The sequence below is a fragment of the Stappia sp. WLB 29 genome, assembly GCF_023507705.1.
In the GTDB taxonomy this organism is placed as follows: domain Bacteria; phylum Pseudomonadota; class Alphaproteobacteria; order Rhizobiales; family Stappiaceae; genus Stappia.
Map to the genome: position 1 here is coordinate 661,988 of NZ_JALBGD010000001.1, position 18,383 is coordinate 680,370.

Annotated in this window: 16 protein-coding genes; 10 read left to right on the forward strand and 6 right to left on the reverse strand. The window is 65.3% G+C overall.

The window, feature by feature from the left end:
• Nucleotides 1–120: 120 nt before the first annotated feature.
• On the reverse strand, nucleotides 121–1,647 hold the full coding sequence (locus MNI96_RS03065; protein ID WP_249690410.1) for an NAD(P)H-hydrate dehydratase: 1,527 nt from the start codon (nucleotides 1,645–1,647) through the stop codon (nucleotides 121–123).
• Nucleotides 1,647–2,069: a VOC family protein gene (locus MNI96_RS03070; protein WP_249690411.1), complete on the reverse strand. Its 423-nt coding sequence runs from the start codon at nucleotides 2,067–2,069 to the stop codon at nucleotides 1,647–1,649. Before MNI96_RS03070 ends, MNI96_RS03065 begins: the two co-directional genes overlap by 1 nt.
• A gap of 425 nt (nucleotides 2,070–2,494) precedes the next feature.
• Here MNI96_RS03070 and MNI96_RS03075 point away from each other — a divergent pair, with 425 nt between their 5' ends.
• Both MNI96_RS03075 and glnA read left to right on the forward strand, forming a co-directional pair.
• A complete protein-coding gene (locus MNI96_RS03075) occupies nucleotides 2,495–2,833 on the forward strand; it encodes a P-II family nitrogen regulator (protein WP_067218098.1) in 339 nt (112 codons plus the stop codon).
• A 126-nt stretch (nucleotides 2,834–2,959) separates the two neighbouring features.
• Nucleotides 2,960–4,369, forward strand: coding sequence for a type I glutamate--ammonia ligase (gene glnA / locus MNI96_RS03080; protein WP_249690268.1), 1,410 nt, complete (start codon nucleotides 2,960–2,962; stop codon nucleotides 4,367–4,369).
• A gap of 95 nt (nucleotides 4,370–4,464) precedes the next feature.
• On the opposite strand, the gene MNI96_RS03085 is transcribed toward glnA, so the two are convergent.
• Entirely contained in the window at nucleotides 4,465–5,289 is an 825-nt protein-coding gene (locus MNI96_RS03085) for a cyclase family protein (RefSeq protein ID WP_249690270.1), read from the reverse strand.
• A gap of 141 nt (nucleotides 5,290–5,430) precedes the next feature.
• On the opposite strand from MNI96_RS03085, the gene MNI96_RS03090 reads away from it, so the two are divergent.
• The 4 genes from MNI96_RS03090 to MNI96_RS03105 all read left to right on the forward strand — a co-directional run bounded on the left by MNI96_RS03090 (nucleotide 5,431) and on the right by MNI96_RS03105 (nucleotide 9,879).
• Entirely contained in the window at nucleotides 5,431–7,329 is a 1,899-nt protein-coding gene (locus tag MNI96_RS03090) for an ABC-F family ATP-binding cassette domain-containing protein (RefSeq protein ID WP_249690272.1), read from the forward strand.
• Between the two features lie 20 nt (nucleotides 7,330–7,349).
• Nucleotides 7,350–8,048, forward strand: coding sequence for an HAD family hydrolase (locus MNI96_RS03095; RefSeq protein ID WP_249690275.1), 699 nt, complete (start codon nucleotides 7,350–7,352; stop codon nucleotides 8,046–8,048).
• Nucleotides 8,049–8,377: 329 nt separating this feature from the next.
• On the forward strand, nucleotides 8,378–9,163 hold the full coding sequence (locus tag MNI96_RS03100; RefSeq protein ID WP_249690277.1) for a hypothetical protein: 786 nt from the start codon (nucleotides 8,378–8,380) through the stop codon (nucleotides 9,161–9,163).
• Nucleotides 9,164–9,165: 2 nt separating this feature from the next.
• Entirely contained in the window at nucleotides 9,166–9,879 is a 714-nt protein-coding gene (locus MNI96_RS03105) for a hypothetical protein (protein WP_249690279.1), read from the forward strand.
• 14 nt (nucleotides 9,880–9,893) lie between these two features.
• Here MNI96_RS03105 and MNI96_RS03110 read toward each other — a convergent pair whose 3' ends face one another.
• Both MNI96_RS03110 and MNI96_RS03115 read right to left on the reverse strand, forming a co-directional pair.
• A complete protein-coding gene (locus MNI96_RS03110) occupies nucleotides 9,894–10,601 on the reverse strand; it encodes a class I SAM-dependent methyltransferase (RefSeq protein ID WP_249690280.1) in 708 nt (235 codons plus the stop codon).
• Nucleotides 10,598–11,047 (reverse strand): DNA polymerase III subunit chi, encoded by a 450-nt coding sequence (locus tag MNI96_RS03115; RefSeq protein WP_249690282.1) that lies wholly within the window; start codon nucleotides 11,045–11,047, stop codon nucleotides 10,598–10,600. The genes MNI96_RS03110 and MNI96_RS03115 overlap by 4 nt, the downstream gene beginning before the upstream one ends.
• Nucleotides 11,048–11,352: 305 nt before the next feature.
• Between MNI96_RS03115 and MNI96_RS21810 the strand changes: the two genes are divergently transcribed.
• The gene (locus MNI96_RS21810; protein WP_283776289.1) at nucleotides 11,353–11,475 is read left to right on the forward strand and encodes a hypothetical protein; all 123 of its coding nucleotides are present in this window, start codon (nucleotides 11,353–11,355) and stop codon (nucleotides 11,473–11,475) included.
• A gap of 150 nt (nucleotides 11,476–11,625) precedes the next feature.
• On the opposite strand, the gene MNI96_RS03120 is transcribed toward MNI96_RS21810, so the two are convergent.
• Nucleotides 11,626–13,134, reverse strand: a complete 1,509-nt coding sequence (locus MNI96_RS03120) for a leucyl aminopeptidase (RefSeq protein ID WP_502960291.1) — start codon at nucleotides 13,132–13,134, stop codon at nucleotides 11,626–11,628.
• A 355-nt stretch (nucleotides 13,135–13,489) separates the two neighbouring features.
• Here MNI96_RS03120 and lptF point away from each other — a divergent pair, with 355 nt between their 5' ends.
• The 3 genes from lptF to MNI96_RS03135 are packed head-to-tail and all read left to right on the forward strand — an operon-like array spanning nucleotide 13,490 to nucleotide 18,218.
• Complete coding sequence (gene lptF, locus MNI96_RS03125; protein WP_249690286.1) at nucleotides 13,490–14,677, forward strand: LPS export ABC transporter permease LptF; 1,188 nt, start codon at nucleotides 13,490–13,492, stop codon at nucleotides 14,675–14,677.
• Entirely contained in the window at nucleotides 14,677–15,783 is a 1,107-nt protein-coding gene (gene lptG / locus MNI96_RS03130) for an LPS export ABC transporter permease LptG (RefSeq protein ID WP_249690288.1), read from the forward strand. Before lptF ends, lptG begins: the two co-directional genes overlap by 1 nt.
• Nucleotides 15,783–18,218 carry an LPS-assembly protein LptD gene (locus MNI96_RS03135; RefSeq protein ID WP_249690290.1) on the forward strand — a complete coding sequence of 812 codons (2,436 nt, stop codon included), beginning with the start codon at nucleotides 15,783–15,785 and terminating at the stop codon, nucleotides 18,216–18,218. The genes lptG and MNI96_RS03135 overlap by 1 nt, the downstream gene beginning before the upstream one ends.
• The last annotated feature ends 165 nt before the right edge of the window (nucleotides 18,219–18,383 follow it).

Genomic DNA, 18,383 nt, shown 5'->3' on the forward strand with positions numbered 1-18,383 from the left:
CTTAAAGCGCCCGAAGTCAAGGCGCGGCCTCTATAGCACCCCGCCCGGCAGGGTCAAAGAAAAAACGGGGATCCTCGACAGGCTGTGCAGCGCAATCTGGAGCGCGCGTCCCCGCTCCGCTCAGCCCTTGCCGGAAAAGAATTCCGCCAAGGCCTGCCGCAGAGCCGGCTCAAGATCCTCCGCCGTCAGCGCAGCCCCCGCCAGTGCGCCGGCGCGGCCATGCAGCCATACCCCGGCACAAGCCGCATGGAAGCCGTCCAGCCCCTGCGCCAGGAAGCCGGTGACGATGCCCGACAGCACGTCGCCGGAGCCGGCTGTGGCAAGCCAGGCCGGTGCATTGTCGTTGATCGCCGCGCGCCCATCCGGTGCGGCGACGACCGTGTCCGCCCCCTTCAGCACCACGACAGCCCCGCTCGCTCGTGCCCCGGCCCGTGCCCGGTCAAGCCGCGAGGTCATTCCAGCACTCTCGCTAAAAAGCCGCGCGAACTCCCCCTCATGCGGCGTCAGCACGACATCGGCCGCCCGTTCGCCCGTGCGGTGGGCAATCGCGGCCGCCAACACATCGGCCTGCCCGGAAAAGGATGTGATCGCGTCGGCGTCCAGAAGCACCGCCCGCTCGCCGGACAGGCAGACGAGCGCAAGCGAGCGGGTGGCCTCGCCGACACCGGCACCCGGCCCCAGCGCCACCGCATTCAGCCGCCGGTCGGCCAGCATCTCGGAGAGCCCCTCGCTGCTTCGGAAGGTGCGCACCATCACCGCCGTCAGATGGCTGGCATTGACCAGCGCCGCGGAAGGCGGCGTCGCCACCGTGACGAGCCCGGCCCCGGCCCGGAGCGCAGCGCTGGCGGCCAGCCGCGCCGCTCCGGTGGACAAGGCCGGCCCGGACACCACCACCGCATGACCGCGCGTATATTTGTGCCCGTCGAGCGAGGGCGGGCAAAGCCCTGCGCCCCACAGCGCCGGATCGTTGCGCCAGGCCTTTCCCCGCTCGCTGCCATGCACCTCGCCGAGGACGGAGGGGGAAATGCCGATATCGGCAAGCTCCACCCGCCCGGCGAGCAGCCGGCCCGGCAGCAGCAGGTGGCCCGGTTTCAGGCGGAAGAACGTTACTGTCCGGCTGGCGCGGATCGCCGGCCCCATGGCCTCCCCGCTCGCCCCGTTCACGCCGGATGGCAGGTCGACGGCCAGGACCGGCAGGTGAGAGGCGTTCACCCGCTCGACAGCCTCGGCCGCCACACCCTCGATGGGGCGCGCGAGCCCCGCTCCGAACAGCGCGTCGATCACCACAGACGCCTGTCCCGGCACCACACCCAGCGTTTCCTGCGAGAGCACGCCGGCGCGAAGGCCTGCCGCCGTCATTTCGGAAAAGGCTTGCGCCGCATCGCCCGTCAGCCGGCCGGGATCGCCGAGCAGCAGCACCTCGACGCGGTAGCCGCGCTGGCGGAGCACCTTCGCCGCGACGAATCCGTCGCCGCCATTGTTGCCGGGACCGGCCAGCACCAGAACCTGCCCCGAATGCCCGGCCATGCGGCTGCAGGCATCGGCCACCGCCAGCCCCGCCCGCCGCATCAGGTCAATGCCCGGCACGCCGCCGGCAATGGCGAGCGCATCCGCCCGCCCCATCTCGGCCGGAGTGAGAAGTTCGATCAAGCACCGCCCCCAGCGCCCGTGCTCCCGCCGGCAATCACCACCGCCTGCGGCTCGGACAGTTCGATCAGATTGCCGTCGGGATCGCGAATATAAACGGAGCGCAGCGGCGATTGGGCGCCGGTGCGCGAGACGGGCCCCTCCTCGATCGGCACACCGGCCTCCTTCAGCCGTGCAATCGCCGCCTCAAGCGAGGCCACCAGAAAACACAAATCGCCCGATCCAGCCGTAGGCTTGCGCGCGGCAGGGGAAAACTCCGCCCCCGCCTTGTGCAGGTTGATCTTCTGCGCGCCGAAATGCAGCGCCCGCCGGCCGCCGCCGAACACCTCCTCCTCCATGCCCAGCACACCGCAATAGAAGCCGATGGTCTCGTCGATATCCGCAACCGTCAGGACCAGGTGGTCGAGCGCTTCGATCCGCATCCGTATCTCCATGTCGTTTCCCTGTCTCGAATTATCGAGCACGCTCCCGCACGGAAGCGCCATGTGGCAAGCGAGTTTGGCCGAATGGCACAGGCACGCAAGCCGGTTTCGGACGGCCAGGAGCAGAAGACTGCCCATCGATTGGGCGAAAAGGTCGGGATCGAGGCACTCCCCGACGACCTCCACCCCCCGTTAAGGTCGATTTGGCGCGCTCAGATTCGCCTATTTATTGTTCAATACGCACAGTATTTAATCATAGCTTCGACGCCGGACGCTGGACGGCCCGGAAAACCCTGCTGGAATTGCCCGATTTGCAGGCTCTTTTTTCGGCAAGCAAACTTGGCACGGTGCATGCTAGTCAGGAGATGGCACAGGCCCGGAACGGCCGGCATTTCGAAACCGAATGACGCGAAGTGGCGGAGGCGATGAAAAAAATCGAGGCAATTATCAAGCCGTTCAAGCTCGATGAGGTCAAGGAGGCTCTCCAGGAGGTCGGCCTTCAGGGCATCACCGTGACCGAGGCCAAGGGCTTCGGCCGCCAGAAGGGCCATACCGAGCTCTATCGCGGCGCCGAATATGTGGTCGACTTCCTTCCCAAGGTGAAGGTCGAGATCGTGCTGACCGACGACCTCGTCGACAAGGCCGTCGAGGCGATCCGCAATGCGGCCCAGACCGGGCGCATCGGCGACGGCAAGATTTTCGTCTCCACCATCGAGGAGGCCGTTCGCATCCGGACCGGCGAGACCGGCACCGACGCGATCTGAGGCTCTGGCCGAATTTACGGCCGAAACTTCCGGGCGGCCCGGCAGGTCCAGAAGCGGACTGCCAAGGCGGCCCATCTGCAAGAACCCCAACGGGACCGACCCCAAGGAAAACAGGGAAAATCTTAAATGACGAGCGCCAGCGACATTCTCAAGCAGATCAAGGACAAGGACATCAAGTTCGTCGACCTGCGGTTCTCCGATCCGCGCGGCAAGCTGCAGCACGTGACCATGGACGCAGGCCTGGTCGATGAGGACATGTTCGCTGAAGGCGTCGCCTTCGACGGCTCCTCCATCGCCGGCTGGAAGGCGATCAACGAGTCCGACATGACGCTCGTGCTCGATCCGGACACCGTCCACGTCGATCCGTTCTTCGCCCAGTCGACCATCTCGATCATCTGCGACATCATCGATCCGGTCTCCGGCGAGGCCTACAACCGCGACCCGCGCACCACGGCCAAGAAGGCCGAGGCCTATGTCAGCTCGCTCGGTATCGGCGACACCGTGTATGTTGGCCCGGAAGCCGAGTTCTTCATCTTCGACGACGTGCGTTTCTCGGCCGATCCGTACAACACCGGCTTCAAGATCGACAGCATGGAACTGCCGTCGAACATGGGCTCTGAATACGAGACGGGCAACCTCGGCCACCGTCCGCGCACCAAGGGCGGCTACTTCCCGGTCCCGCCGATCGACAGCTGCCAGGACATCCGCTCCGAGATGCTGACGGTCCTGACCGAGATGGGCGTCACCGTCGAGAAGCACCACCACGAGGTGGCTGCGGCCCAGCATGAGCTCGGCATCAAGTTCGACACGCTGACCCGCAACGCCGACAAGATGCAGATCTACAAGTACGTCGTGCACCAGGTCGCCCATGCCTACGGCAAGACCGCGACCTTCATGCCGAAGCCGGTCTTCGGCGACAACGGCACCGGCATGCACGTGCACCAGTCGATCTGGAAGGACGGCAAGCCCGTCTTCGCCGGCAACCAGTATGCGGACCTGTCGGAGAGCTGCCTGTACTACATCGGCGGCATCCTGAAGCATGCCAAGGCCCTGAACGCCTTCACCAACCCCTCGACCAACTCCTACAAGCGTCTGGTCCCGGGCTACGAGGCTCCGGTGCTGCTGGCCTACTCCTCGCGCAACCGCTCGGCCTCCTGCCGCATCCCCTTCACCTCCTCCCCGAAGGCGAAGCGCATCGAGGTCCGCTTCCCGGATCCGTCGGCCAACCCGTATCTCGCTTTCGCGTCGATGCTGATGGCCGGTCTGGACGGCATCAAGAACAAGATCCACCCGGGCGACGCGATGGACAAGAACCTCTACGACCTGCCGCCGGAGGAGCTGAAGGAAATTCCGACCGTCTGCGGTTCGCTTCGCGAGGCTCTGGAGTCGCTCGACGCCGACCGTGAGTTCCTGAAGGCCGGCGGCGTCATGGACGACGACCAGATCGACGCCTACATCGAGCTGAAGATGGAAGAGAACATGCGGTACGAGATGACGCCGCATCCGGTCGAGTACGACATGTACTACTCGGTCTGATCCGCAGGGCTCCGGCCAAGCGATCTTCTGCAAAGACAGGAAACCCCCGGCGTCATCCGCCGGGGGTTTTTCGTTTCGCGGTCGGCAGGACCGGATCAGACCAGCGCAAAGACCCGGCTCGGGCCGCCCGTCGCGCCCTTGATCTTCGGTGCGCCGACGACCAGCGTCGCGCCGGTTGCCGGCACTTCGTCCAAGCCGGCAAGGCACTCCAGCCCCCAACGCCCGGACGGCAGCCAGGTGTAGTGGGTGTCGAATGTCTTGGAGGCACCGTGGTCGAGAGACAGCGTGTCGACGGCAATGCCGACCACGCCCTTCTCCATCAGATAGAGGCACGCCTCCTTGGAAAAGCCGGGGAAGTGCATGGCCCCCTCGCCGTCTGCATTGCGATAGCGCTCGCTCGCCACATGCTGCGCCCAACCCGAATTCATCGCGACGCAGCCACCCGCCGGCACCGCGCCGTGCGCCGCCTCGAAGGTCTTGAGATCCTCGACCGAAAGCTGATGATCGGGATCGGCGGCCGCCTTCTCACGAATGTCGACGACCGCCAGCGGCACGATCAACTGGTCCATCGGGATCTCGTCCGCGCCCACCCCGTCGGCGGAAAAATGCAGCGGCGCATCGAGATGCGTGCCGGTGTGCTCGTCGAGATGCCACTGGTACATGTTGAAGCCGTCCTTGGAGAACTCCGCGGTCCGCTCCATCCGCAGCTGCGGTTTGCCGAAGAAGGTGGGGAAATCCTCGCCCATCGCATGGGTCAGATCGACGGCACGGGTGAACGAGACATCCGCCGCGTGGGCCGCGCGCGGCGGCGGAAAGGCGGCGAAGACGGCTGCTCCCGCCGTCGTCCCGACGAGCCCCTTGAGCAGACCGCGGCGGCTCAGCCGGCGGGCAACGACTTCCTGGCATCCTGGAACGCACATGTCTGTTTCCCCTCTTTTGGAACAGGTTGCGTTCCATCCTAGGCTGCGTTCGCGCCGGCCCGCAATCGGCCTTTCGCCGAGCCTGCGCGGCGGCTCCCCTCCCTCTTGCGCCGCCCCGCATTTCCGGCCATTGATCCGCCCATGCTGCAGATCACCGACCTCACCTACAGGATTGCCGGACGCACGCTTCTCGAGCGAGCGAGCGTCCTGCTGCCCTCGGGCGCCAAGACCGGCTTCATCGGCCGCAACGGCGCCGGCAAGTCCACTCTCTTTCGCCTGATCACCGGGGATAGCGCGCCGGAAAGCGGCGAGATCCGCGTGCCCAAGGGCCTGCGCATCGGCCAGGTGGCGCAGGAGGCTCCGGGGACCGAACAGACGCTTGTGGAGGTGGTGCTGGCCGCCGACACCGAGCGTGCACGGCTGCTGGAGGAAGCGGAGACGGCGACGGACCCGCTGCGCATCGCCGAGATCCACACCCGCCTTGCCGATATCGACGCCCACACCGCGGAAGCGCGTGCGGCCCGCATCCTTGCCGGCCTCGGCTTCGATGCCGAGGCGCAGGCCCGCCCCTGCTCGTCCTTTTCCGGCGGTTGGCGCATGCGCGTTGCGCTGGCGGCCGTGCTGTTCTCCGAGCCGGACCTCCTGCTGCTCGACGAGCCGACCAACTATCTCGACCTGGAAGGCACGCTCTGGCTGGAAAGCTACATTGCCCGGTATCCGCATCAGGTGCTCCTGATCAGCCACGACCGCGACCTGCTCAACAAGGCGGTCGATTCCATCGTCCATCTCGACCAGCTCAAGCTGACCTTCTATCGCGGCGGCTACGACAGTTTCGACCGCCAGCGCCGCGAGTCGCTGCTGCTGCAGGAGAAGAACCGCGAGAAGCAGGAAGCCCAGCGCAAGCACATGCAGGCCTTCGTCGACCGCTTCCGCGCCAAGGCGACCAAGGCGCGTCAGGCGCAGTCCCGGCTGAAGATGCTGGAGAAGATGGAGCCCATCGCCGCGGTGGTGGAAACCGACGCACTGCCGATCTCCTTTCCCGATCCGGACGGGCGCCTAGCCCCGCCGATTATCCGGCTGGAAAACGTCGCCGTCGGCTATGGCGACACGACCATCCTGTCGCGGCTGTCGCTCAACATCGACAATGACGACCGCATTGCCCTGCTCGGCTCCAACGGCAACGGCAAGTCGACTTTCGCCAAGCTGATCGCCGGGCGGCTCGAGCGGCAGTCCGGCGAGATCACCAAGGCCGCGAAGCTGAAGGTCGCCTTCTTCGCCCAGCACCAGCTCGACGAGTTGATGCCGGCGGAAAGCCCGGTTGCCCATGTGCGCCGGCTGATGCCGGATGCGCCGGAGGCCAAGGTACGCGCCCGCGTTGCCCGCTTCGGCCTGCCGACGAGCCGCATGGAGACTCCGGCGCGCGACCTGTCGGGCGGCGAGAAGGCGCGCCTGCTGCTCGGCCTTGCCACCTTCGAGGGGCCGCACCTGTTGATCCTCGACGAGCCGACGAACCATCTCGATATCGAGAGCCGCGAGGCGCTGATCCACGCGGTCAACGAGTTCGACGGCGCAGTGATCCTGATCTCGCACGACCGCCATCTGGTCGAGGCTTGCGCCGACCGGCTCTGGCTCGTCGCCGATGGCGGCGTGCGCAGCTTCGACGGCGACATGGAAGACTATCGCCGCCTGATCCTGCAAAAGGACAAGGGCGAGCGGAGCAACGGCAGAGAAGCGGCAAGGACCACCGCAGCGGCCGAGCTCGAGGACGATCGCACGGCCCAGGAAAAGCGCCGCTCGGCGGCCGAGCGGCGCGCCCGCCAGGCGCCGCTGCGCAAGGAAATCCAGGCGGCGGAAAAGGAAATGGCGCGCCTGCAGGAAAAGATCGGCAAGCTCGACGAGGCGCTCGCCGATCCGGATTTCTTCCGCAAGGATGCGGAGCGGGCGACGAAGTTCGCCAAGGAGCGAGCCTATCTGGAGAAGAAGCTGATCCGCACGGAGGAGCAGTGGCTGGAGCTTTCGGCGGAACTGGAAGACGGCTGAGATCTGCGCGAGGAAAGTTCATGGCAACGCTGACGACCATCGGTTTCGATGCCGACGACACGCTCTGGCACAACGAGCGCAATTTCCGCCTGACGGAGGAGCGCTTCACCGAGCTGCTCGCAGACTACAGCGACAGGGACAACTTGACGGAGCGCCTGCTCGCGGCGGAACGGCGCAACCTGCGTCTTTACGGCTATGGCGTGAAAGGCTTCACCCTGTCGATGATCGAGACGACCATCGAAGTCACGGGAGGGAAGGCACCTGCGTCCGTGATCGGACAGATCCTGGACGCGGGACGCGAGATGCTCTCCCACCCGGTCGAGCCGCTTCCCCACGTGGAAGAAACGCTGTCCGCCCTGTCGGGCAACTTCCGTCTGGTGCTGATCACCAAGGGCGACCTGTTCGACCAGGAGCGCAAGGTGGCCGAATCCGGTCTTGCCGAGCATTTCGATGCGGTCGAGATCGTTCCGGAAAAGACGGCAGAGACCTACCGCACACTGTTCTCGCGCCATGGTGACGGCGCTGCCCGGGCGATGATGGTCGGCAACTCGCTCAAGTCGGACGTCGTGCCGGCGCTCGATGCCGGCAGCCATGGCGTCCATGTGCCGTACGAGATCACTTGGGCGCTGGAACACGCCGACATGCCGGCCGGCCGTGACCGCTTTCACCAGGTGGCACATCTGGGAGAGTTGCAGACGCTGCTTTCGCGTTTGGGGTGACTGGCGGGCCGTAGCTGGCTGCCTGGCATGCCCGTCCCAGCCGGCTCCATCTGCGGCTGGTATTCCAGCGCCCGGAACTTGCCCTCGGCCCTGGCCCGGTACATCGCCATATCCGCCCGCATCAGTTCGGTCGGATCGACCGGCTCATGGGTCGAGGCATGCCCGATACCTGCAGTAACCGCCTTGCGCTCGCATCCTTGAAGGAAGAAGCAATGGGCGCGGCAAACGCTCGGGCACGCCCGGCTTAACGCTTGGCAAAGAGCCTTCTCTGGACACAATCCCTGGATGTATCTACCGTTGTCCGAGCGAGAAAAGCGGGCGGATAGCTCATGGAGGACCGGGAAAGGCCGTCGTTCGAGTTCGGCACAACCAACAATCTGCTTTGGCTTTCGGGATCTTCCGGCGAGCGGGACGTCACGCCCGAACCGCCCAAGGATCGAGATTTTGCACGCTCGCTGCTCGACGCGTGTCTTGTCGCGGTTCCGCTGGCGCTCGGGTATTTCGCCGGAATTGCCTACCTCGATGCCTATCTGAGCGCCTTTTCGATCTCCATTCACGAGGTCGATGCGCCCCTCGCCACGATCGTCGCCCACTCCTACACCGTCTTCACGCATGCGGGCTTTCTCTGGAAGCTGGCGGTTGTCCTATTGATGCTTTTCGGCGGCGCCGTTATCTTGTGGCAAGTCAGGCAGAGGCAGCTCGTTTCAAGCGGCTTCCCGATGCACTTCCTGGTCGCAGGAGCCGTGCTCGTTGCCAGCCTGACCGTGTTCATCGCGATCAAGATAAGCGCCGAAGAAACGGCAAGAACGGCCGCTCAACGCGTGTGGCACGAGGCCAACGCGATCGTCGTTCCTCGAAGTTCACTGGCGTTGCTGGAGAGCAGACTGAGCGTGCACCAGCAGCTGCGCCTTTCCCGGTGTCTGGATCAGGCCACCATCAAACACGTGCTTGCAACCCCCGAGCGGTCCTTCGCCCTTTGCGTCATCGCGAAAGAGGGCTTTCTGCTGTCCCATGTCGTGACCTCGGACCGCTATCTTCCCATAAGAAGCCTCAATCCCTGCAAAGACACCGCCTGGCGCAACATGCCCTTCTGCAACAGCGAACCCAGAGGTTAGCCGTGAAAGCCGTTACAGTCGCAGCCGCCATCGCCGTCTTGTCCACCTTGCCGACCGCCGGCGCCCAGGACATGGACACGGCGACACACCTTTCCTGGCAAGAATTGAAGGTCGCGATGGTGAAGTCCCCAACGGCTGACAACACCATCGTCTTCGCCACCGCCACCCCGGTGGGTCATGGAGTGCGAAAGGACGGCGACAATCCGCTTGGAGAGGTGACGCCCATCCAGGGCACCTCGGACATCTCGTTCCGTCAGTGTGGAGCGGAACATGCCGAGATCATCCCGGCAAGCAGCATCCTGCCCACGAACGAAGTCTGTGCATCGGTGCCTGGGATTTCACACCCCAGCCTCCAGGCACGGCACTGGGTCTACAGCCCCGATCTCGAAGGTTTCAAGGTCGCCGACCCGGACGATGCACAGCAACCGGGCGCAACGGCTTTCGTGAAATGTCACGATCTGCCCAGCGCATTGCTTGTTGTCGCCGGTAAGACGCAAAACGGCGAGGAGGCCATTGCCGGCCCCTCCGAGGCTTTGGCAAGCCTGGACGTGCACGCCGACAAGCAGGCCGCGGTCCCGGAGGAGACCCTGTCGACACTTTCTCAATGCAGGGTAGCCCCGGAATTCTGGACCTTCGACGCATCTACCAAGCAACTCGCGAGCGATGCCATGATCCAGATCCTGGGTGTCTCGCGGAACCGCCCGCGCGTCATGTAGCCGGGGACTGTGCCTCACCCCGCCCGCTGCCAGACGTCGCGGACATGCGCGATGATGCGCTCCCCCTTGCGGATATTGTAGGGGTGGCGGTCGATGCGCTGCAGTCCGAACAATGAAAAGCGACCCAGTTCGGACAGTGCAAGCGGCCAGGGCGGCCCGTCCGGCGTACTGCCTTCGGGCGCTGTGCGTGTCAGAACCAGGAGTCTGCCGCGAGGCGCCACGAGAGAGGCGACGGCGGCGAAGGCCCGCTCGCGCAGATCGCCGGAGAGCGCCTGCAGCGTGTAGCACTCGTGCACGAGATCGAAACGGCCGCCCCAGTCCGCCGGCAGGTCGAACAGATCGGCCGCACGGTAGTCGACGGCGCTTTCCGGGAAACGCTGGCGCGCCCACTCCACCGCCTTCGGCGACAGGTCGAAACCGGTGGTGCGATAGCCGGCCTCGGCCAGTGCCTCCGCATTGTCGCCGAGCCCGCAGCCGACATCGACGGCCAACTGCCCCTCGCCCGGATGCGCCACCAGCCAGTCGACCAGTTCCGCCTTGGGCGCAAGGTCCGCCCAGGGCACGGCCGCCGCATCGCCCTCGGCCGTCTGGTAAACTGCATCGAACCAGGCGGAGCGGTCCTTCCGCTTGCCACCCTTGGCGCCGAACAGCCCGTCCAGCCGCTCGCGCGCAGCATCTCGCCGGTCCATGAAGCCCGCCGTGTCGGGCTTGTCCCCGCTCATGCCTTCTTCTCCCATCGGCCCGCTTCGTTCTGCTGCCAATAGGTGATGTCGTGCCCCGCCTCCTTCATCGCCTTCCAGTGCCGCCGAGCGTCGGCGACCGCGTCCGGATCCTGTCCGTCGAACAGGAAGACCCCGCGCTGATAGGGCGTGAGATCGGGCGGGCTCGCCCGGTCGACGAGAAAGCGCACCACTGCACCGTTCGGGTTCTCCTCGCCATCGGTGAGGTAGACCGGCTGCGCCTCCGCATGCCCGTCCGCGGCCGTCCCGTGCGGCAGGAAGGCATCGTCGCGATAGGTCCAGAGCCACGAATCGAGCGCCTCGCAGCGCTCGCGCGAGCCGGCCTGCACGACACAGCGCCAGCCTCTGCCAAGACAGGTTTCCAGCAGCCCGGGCAGCGCCTGCTCCAGCGGCTGGCGGGTCAGATGGTAGAAAAGAACCTCGCTCATTCCGCCCCCCGCTTGTGCAGTGCGGCAGTCCTGCAACAGCCACGATGCGAAGTGCCGTGGGCTGAGAAACGGGCTTTGATTTGCCAATGATTCACGATTAACGGTTTCCCAACTTCGGCCCGGCAAAGTGACGACCGGGCTGGACCCGGCCGATTCGGCAAATGCTTCGCGCCACGCGCTGATCCTTCAAACGTCCTGTGGTTGCCGTCACAACGGTCTCGGCAGGATCAGGAAGGCTTGAGCCAGGCGCAAGCGACTGCCGGACGGTAGAGCCGTCACCGCGCCGGGGCAACGGGAGACATTCGATGGCTGTGCGGATTGCTTTGTTTTTCGGTCTCGTGCTCGGTCTCGCCGGCGTGACCACGGCAATGGGAACAGTGGTTGTGGAGCCGACGGGCACAAGCTGCGAATCCTACAAGACCTGCTGATTGCCCTTTCGACCTCCGGCGGTACCCCCGAACCGGGCCCGTCGGACAACCGGAACGAAAAAACCCGCCGCAAGGCGGGTTTTTGTTGTCTGCCGCTTGAAAGCCGGCTCGGCCGCGGGATCATCCCGCAGCCGAGCCGCTGGTCTTGCATCAGCCTTCGTAATGGTCGCGTACCAGACGATCCAGCAGGCGCACGCCGAAGCCCGAGGCCCAGCCCTTGCTCACATCGGTCTTGGGGCTTCCCATCGCCGTGCCGGCAACGTCGATATGCACCCACGGCACATCGTTGACGAAACGCTGCAGGAACTGCGCCGCCGTGATCGAGCCCGCCGAGCGGCCGCCGGTGTTCTTCATGTCCGCGTTCGGAGTGTCGATCAGCTTGTCGTAATCCTTCGACAGCGGCAGGCGCCAGACCTTCTCGTCCGTGGCAAGGCCGGCCTCGGCAAGACGCGCGGCCAGTTCGTCGTTGTTGGAGAAGATGCCGGCATGGTGGCTGCCGAGCGCGATGATGATCGCACCGGTCAGCGTTGCCAGGTTGATCATGAAGGCCGGCTTGAACCGGTCCTGCGTGTACCAGAGCGCATCCGCCAGAACGAGGCGGCCTTCCGCATCCGTGTTGATGATCTCGATGGTCGCGCCCGACATCGCCGTGACGATATCGCCCGGCCGCTGCGCCTTGCCGTCCGGCATGTTCTCCACGAGGCCGATGACACCGATGGCATTGACCTTGGCCTTGCGGGCCGCCAGCGCGTGCATCAGGCCGGTGACGGCCGCCGCGCCGCCCATGTCGCCCTTCATGTCCTCCATCGAGGCCGCCGGCTTGATCGAGATGCCGCCGGTGTCGAAGACGACGCCCTTGCCGATGAAGGCGAGCGGGGCAGCGTCCTTCTTGCCGCCATTCCAGCGCATGATCACCAGGCGCGGCGGGCTCTCCGAGCCCTGCGCCACGCCGAGCAGCGCATTCATCTTGAGCTTCTTCATCGCCTTCTCGTCGAGGATCTCGATCTCGACGCCGAGCTTGGAGAGTTCGCTGGCGCGGTTGGCGAATTCGACGGTGGTCAGCACATTGGCCGGTTCGTTGACGAGGTCCCGGGCCAGCAGCGTGCCGTCGCTCACCGCATCGGCGTCGGCCCAGGCCTTCTTCGCCGCCTTGGCGTCTTCCAGCAGCAGCGACACCTTGACCGAACCGGTCGTCTCCTCGTCGTCGCCCTTGCGGCTCTTATAGCGATCGAAGACATAGGCGCGCAGCTTCATGCCCATCGCGAAGGCCGCTGCGTGGCCGGCATCCACCGCGCCTGCCGGTGTCTCCAGCAGCACCTCGGCCGACTTGGCCTTGCCGAGCTTGCCCATCACGGTGCCGCCGAGCGCCGCCCAGTCGTTGTCGCCGAGCCCGACAACCTCGTCGGCCTTGCCGAGGCCGACGACCAGCAGCCGGTCGACGCCAAGGCCCGCCGGCGCGAGAAGATCGAGCACCGTCTTCGACTTGCCGGAAAAGCCGGCGGTCTCCGCCGCGCGACGGATCAGGTCCAGCGCCCCTTCGCCAAGGCCGGCCGCGGTAGCGCCGGTTGCCAGCTTGTCGTCGACGAGGATGACGGCGATGCCCTTGTGCGGAGCGTCGGGTTTTGCGAAGGAGATCTTGGGGAGCAAGGGGAACCTCATGTCTGGCAGGAATGGAGGAGATCCAGGGCGGTTTGCCGGACTTGCGACAGCCGCAGACTCGCTGCGCGCCGTGTCAGCCAGACGGGCGTGCCCGCCCGGAAAATCCTGATGCGTCTAGAATGGTGCCTGTTTTCCCGCTCGGCAAGCGCCCTTGCCGCCTTGCCGGTCCAGTTAATCTCCGGTTAACCCTTTTTCTTCTCGGAGTATTTACCTAAACTGCGGCCTAATCGAATACGACCGGCGCCCGGCCGGCCGACGACCACGTGGGCCGGACCTGCCGCCCGCCCCCCAAAGGCTCTCTGGCAGCCGACGATTTTCTGGCGCGAGCCCGGTGGGCTGACCGAACACGGACCTGATGACGACCTTCGAGCGGTATGTTTTCCGGCGCCTTGCCGCCGTCTTCCTGGTGACGCTGACGGCACTGGCCGGCGTCGTCTGGGCGACGCAGGCCCTGCGTCAGCTCGACCTGGTCACCGCCAAGGGCCAGACCATCGTCCAGTTCATCGGCATGACCATGCTGGCCATGCCCTTTCTGGCGCTCGCCATCGCCCCCTTCGCGCTGCTGATTGCCATGCTGGTGGTGCTCAACACCCTGTCGAACGACAGCGAGCTCATCGTCATCAACGCATCTGGTGCCTCGCGTTCCGTGCTGCTGCGGCCGATTCTCGTCTTCGCCGCCGTCATCAGCCTGTTCTGCGCCTCGCTGTCGCTGCTCTTCGCCCCCGCCGGTCTCGCCTCGCTGCGCGACGAGATCACCCAGGTGCGCGTCGATCTGGTCGCCAACATCGTTCGCCCGGGCCGCTTCATCGGTATCGAGGACGGCCTGACCTTCCACATTCGCAACCGCGGCGGCGACGGCCAGCTCGAAGGCCTGTTGATGCACGATGAGCGCGCCGAGGACATCGTCTTCACCTATGAGGCGGCACGCGGACAGATCGTCGAGGCCGCCGACCGCACCCTGCTGGTGATGCAGGACGGCACGATCCAGCGCCGTACCCGCGCCACGGGCAGCATCTCCATCGTCCGCTTCCAATCCTATGCTTTCGACCTGTCGAGCATGGTTCCGACCGACACCGTCACCACCTACAAGGCCAGCGAACGCTCCACATTGGACCTGCTCGCCCCCGATCCGAACGACGACTACGCGACAGAGAACCGCAACCGACTGACCGCAGAGCTGCATGACCGGCTGAGCCAGCCGCTCTATCCAATAGCCTTCGCGCTCATCGTCTTCCTGTTCGCCGGCGAGCCGAAGACGACCCGCCAGAACCGCCATGCCGCGACCCTGACCGCCCTCGTCCTTGCCATCCTGCTGCGCACGGCGGGCTTCGGCATCCTGACGCTGGTGCCGAGCCTGCCCGTCGCGCGCTTTGCGCTCTATCTGCTGCCGCTGGCCACCATCATGCTGGTCGGCTGGATGGTCGCCATCGGCCGCAAGCCGCGCTGGATCAACGCTCTTGCCGCCCTCAGCGAGCGGATCGGCGAGCGGATCGAGGGCATTGTCGCCCGGTTGCAGGGCCACCAGCAGGGTGGGCCCGCCTGATGCTCGCCTCGCTCCGCTCCGGCCACACGCTCGCCGTCTATTTCGCGCTGCGCTTCGTGGCCTCGATTCTCGGCCTTTTCCTGCTGGCCGCCGTGCTGATCTTCATCTTCGACGCGCTCGAGCTTCTGCGCCGGGCGAGCGATCAGGACGGGGCGAGCCTTGCCCGCATCGGTGCGATCTCGCTGCTGCGCGTACCGCAACTGATGGAACAGGTTCTGCCCTTCGCCGTGCTCTTCGGCGCCATTGCGGCGTTTCTCGGCCTCAGCCGCAAGCTGGAGCTCGTCGTGGCGCGCGCCGCCGGTGTCTCCGTCTGGCAGTTCACCGCCCCTGCGCTCATCGTCGGCATTGCCATCGGCATCGGCGCGGTGCTGCTTTACAATCCGCTGGCCGTCACCCTTCGCACGCAATCGGACGAACTCGCCTCCGGCCTCTTCGGCCGCGAGCAGAACTTTCTGCTGCAGACGACGGGCGACATCTGGTTGCGCCAGGACGGCGAGGACGGAGAATCGGTGCTGCACGCCAAGCAGATCCTCAACTCCGGAGAGCGGCTGCTCGGCGTGACGCTGTTCACCTTCGACCGGAAGGGCAGTTTCCAGGAACGGATCGAGGCGAGCGAGGCGACGCTCGGCGAGAGGACCTGGCGCTTGTCCGATGCCACGGTCTACTCGACCGAAGGCGATCCGCAGACCTATGAGAGCTACAACGTCTCCACATATCTCACACCGACCGAGGTGCGCGAGAGCATTGCGGCGCCCGAATCCATAGGATTCTGGGACCTGCCGCGCGTGATCGAATTGTCACAGAGAGCAGGTTTGCCCGCGTATCGGTATTCGCTTCAATATCAGACACTTCTGGCAAGACCCGCACTTTTGGCCGCGATGGTGCTGATTGCCGCCTGTGTTTCCCTGAGGGTTTCGAGGATGGGGGGTATCGGCCGCCTGATTCTGGGTGGAATCCTCGCCGGGTTCGTGCTTTACGTTCTGTCGGAGCTCGGCAAGGACCTGGGCGGTGCGGGAATCGTGCCTCCTTTCATCGCCGCGTGGGCACCTGGAGTGTTTGGAGTCTTGATGGGGATCACGATCCTCCTGCACCTGGAGGACGGCTGATGGTTTCGGCCGTTTCATCAGGCATGGCCGATCGGCAGAACCGCCCGTCCCGCGCCGATCGGGCGGGCGCATCCCCGCGTGCGCGTGCGATTCGCGCGTCCTTGCTCGCCGGCACGCTGCTGTCCGGTGCCGCGCTCGCGCTGCTGAGCGGCGTAACGCTCGCTCCCCAGACCGCCCTCGCCCAGGACAACGCCCTCGATTCGCTGGGATCGCAAGTCGACCCGACCGAGCCGCTGCTGCTCGAGGCGACGGAACTGCGCTACGATTTCGACCGGGACATCATCTCGGCCATCGGAAATGTGCAGATCTATTATGGCGGCAACACGGTGGAAGCGGACCGCGTCGATTTCGACCGTCGCAACAACCGTCTGCGCGCCGACGGCAATGTCCGCCTGACGGAGCCGAACGGCAATGTCCTGCGCGCTGCCTCGATGGAACTGTCGGACGACCTGCGCGACGGCTTCGCCACGGCGCTCCAGCTCGACACACCGCAGCGCACCCGCTTCATCGCCGACGGAGCGCGACGCGAAAACGGCAACCGTACGAGCTTCGACAACGGCCTCTACACGGTCTATACCAGCCCGAAGAACCCGCCGGACAAGCCGCCGCTCTGGCGCATCCGCGCGCAGACCATCGTCCACAATCAGCAGGAAAAGACGATCGAGTTCGAGAAGGCCTCCTTCGAGTTCTTCGGCCGCTCGCTCGTCTACCTGCCGTATCTGTCGATGCCGGACCCGAGCGTCAAGCGGAAGTCGGGCCTGCTGATCCCCAATTTCGTCTATGGCGACCGGGTGGGTGCTGGCATGCGCATCCCCTACTATTTCGCCATCGACCCGTCGCGCGACCTGCTGATTTCCGCAACGCCGCTGAGCAAGCAGGGCGTGCTCGGCCAGTTCGACTGGCGCCAGCGGCTGATGGACGGTGCCTATTCGATCCACGCTGCCGGCATCTTCCAGGCGCGTCCGGGCGAGTACACCACATCGAGCGGCAACCGCGACTTCCGCGGCGTGATCGCGTCGGAGGGCGAGTTCGACATCAATCAGCGCTGGAAGTGGGGCTGGGATCTGTCCTGGCGCACCGACCGCTCGTTCCTGCGCGACTACAGGTTCGCCCCGCTCGGCAATGCCAGCGACGTATCGAAGATCTACCTGACGGGGCAGAGCGAGCGGAACAGGTTCGACCTGCGCGCCTATGCCTTCCGCATCTCGCAGGAAGACTATAAGGCTCTGGCCACGCTCGATGCTCCCGGCTTCATTCCCGTCGGCAGCCGCCTGCAGGACAAGCAGCCCTTCGTCCATCCGGTGCTCGACTGGAACTACATTTTCGAGAACCCGATTGCCGGCGGCGAACTGGCCTTGACGGGCAATCTCACCAGCCTGACCCGCGACCAGACCGACGCGATCCAGATCGGCGGCCTCACCCGCTTCCGCGGCGTCGAAGGTACGTTCACCCGCGCCAGCCTGGAGGCCGATTGGCGCTCGACGCTGATCGATTCCTTCGGCCAGGTGTTCACGCCCTTCGCCTATGTTAAAGGCGATCTGTACTTCCTCGCCTCGCAGGACAAGAACGTCGCCTCGATGACCGACGAGAGCTTCGTCGGCCGCATCATGCCGGCCGTCGGCCTCGACTATCGCTTCCCGTTCATCGGCACGTTCCAGGGCGGCCACCAGATCATCGAGCCGGTGGCCCAGGTCATCGTCCGTCCGAACGAGACGCGCATCGGCGAGCTGCCGAACGAGGACGCGCAGAGCATCGTCTTCGATTCCACAACGCTGTTCGAATACGACAAGTTCTCCGGATTCGACCGCAGCGAGGGTGGCACCCGAACCAATGTCGGCCTGAAATACAGCCTGAACTTCGACCAGGGCTACCATGTCAGTGCCCTGTTCGGTCGCTCGTTCCATCTCGGCGGCACCAACTCGTTCAAGCAGGCCGACATCCTCGGCGCCACCACCAGTTCGGGTCTCGCCACCAATTACAGCGATTATGTCGGCAGCCTCTATTTCGACAGCCGGCAAGGCTTCCGGATGGGCGCGCAGGCCCGCTTCGATCACAAGAACTTCTCCGTCCGCCGCGCACAGGTCGAGGCGACAGGCATCTACGGTCCCGTCACCGGCAACCTTGCCTATGCCTATCTGTCGCCGCAGCCCAATCTCGGCATCGCCACGCCGCGCGAGGAGCTCATCGGCTCGGCCAGTCTGCGACTGGAGGAGAACTGGCGGCTGTTCGGCTCCGTACGCTTCGACCTCGAGCGCCGCAACATGGTTCGCGACAGCTTCGGTGTCGGCTATGACGATGAGGGCTTCTCGGTCTCCTTCGCCTATTCCGAAGATCGCAGCCGTAACAATGGCCAGACGACAGACCGGCTGTTCTTCTTCCGGTTCGGCCTGCGCACGCTCGGCGACACGCAGTTCTCGACCACCGGAAACAACTAGGCCCGGAAGTCCGCGACGAGCATGCCGCACGGAGCGGACCGCACGCGATGACAGGCCCGTTTCCCTTGCGATCTCGCAAGACCCTGGTCGAGACAGCTGCTTCCGACGGATTTTGGCCGTTTTCTGGTGTCACAGCAGTTCGCAGGATAGCATCGCCAGGCAAAT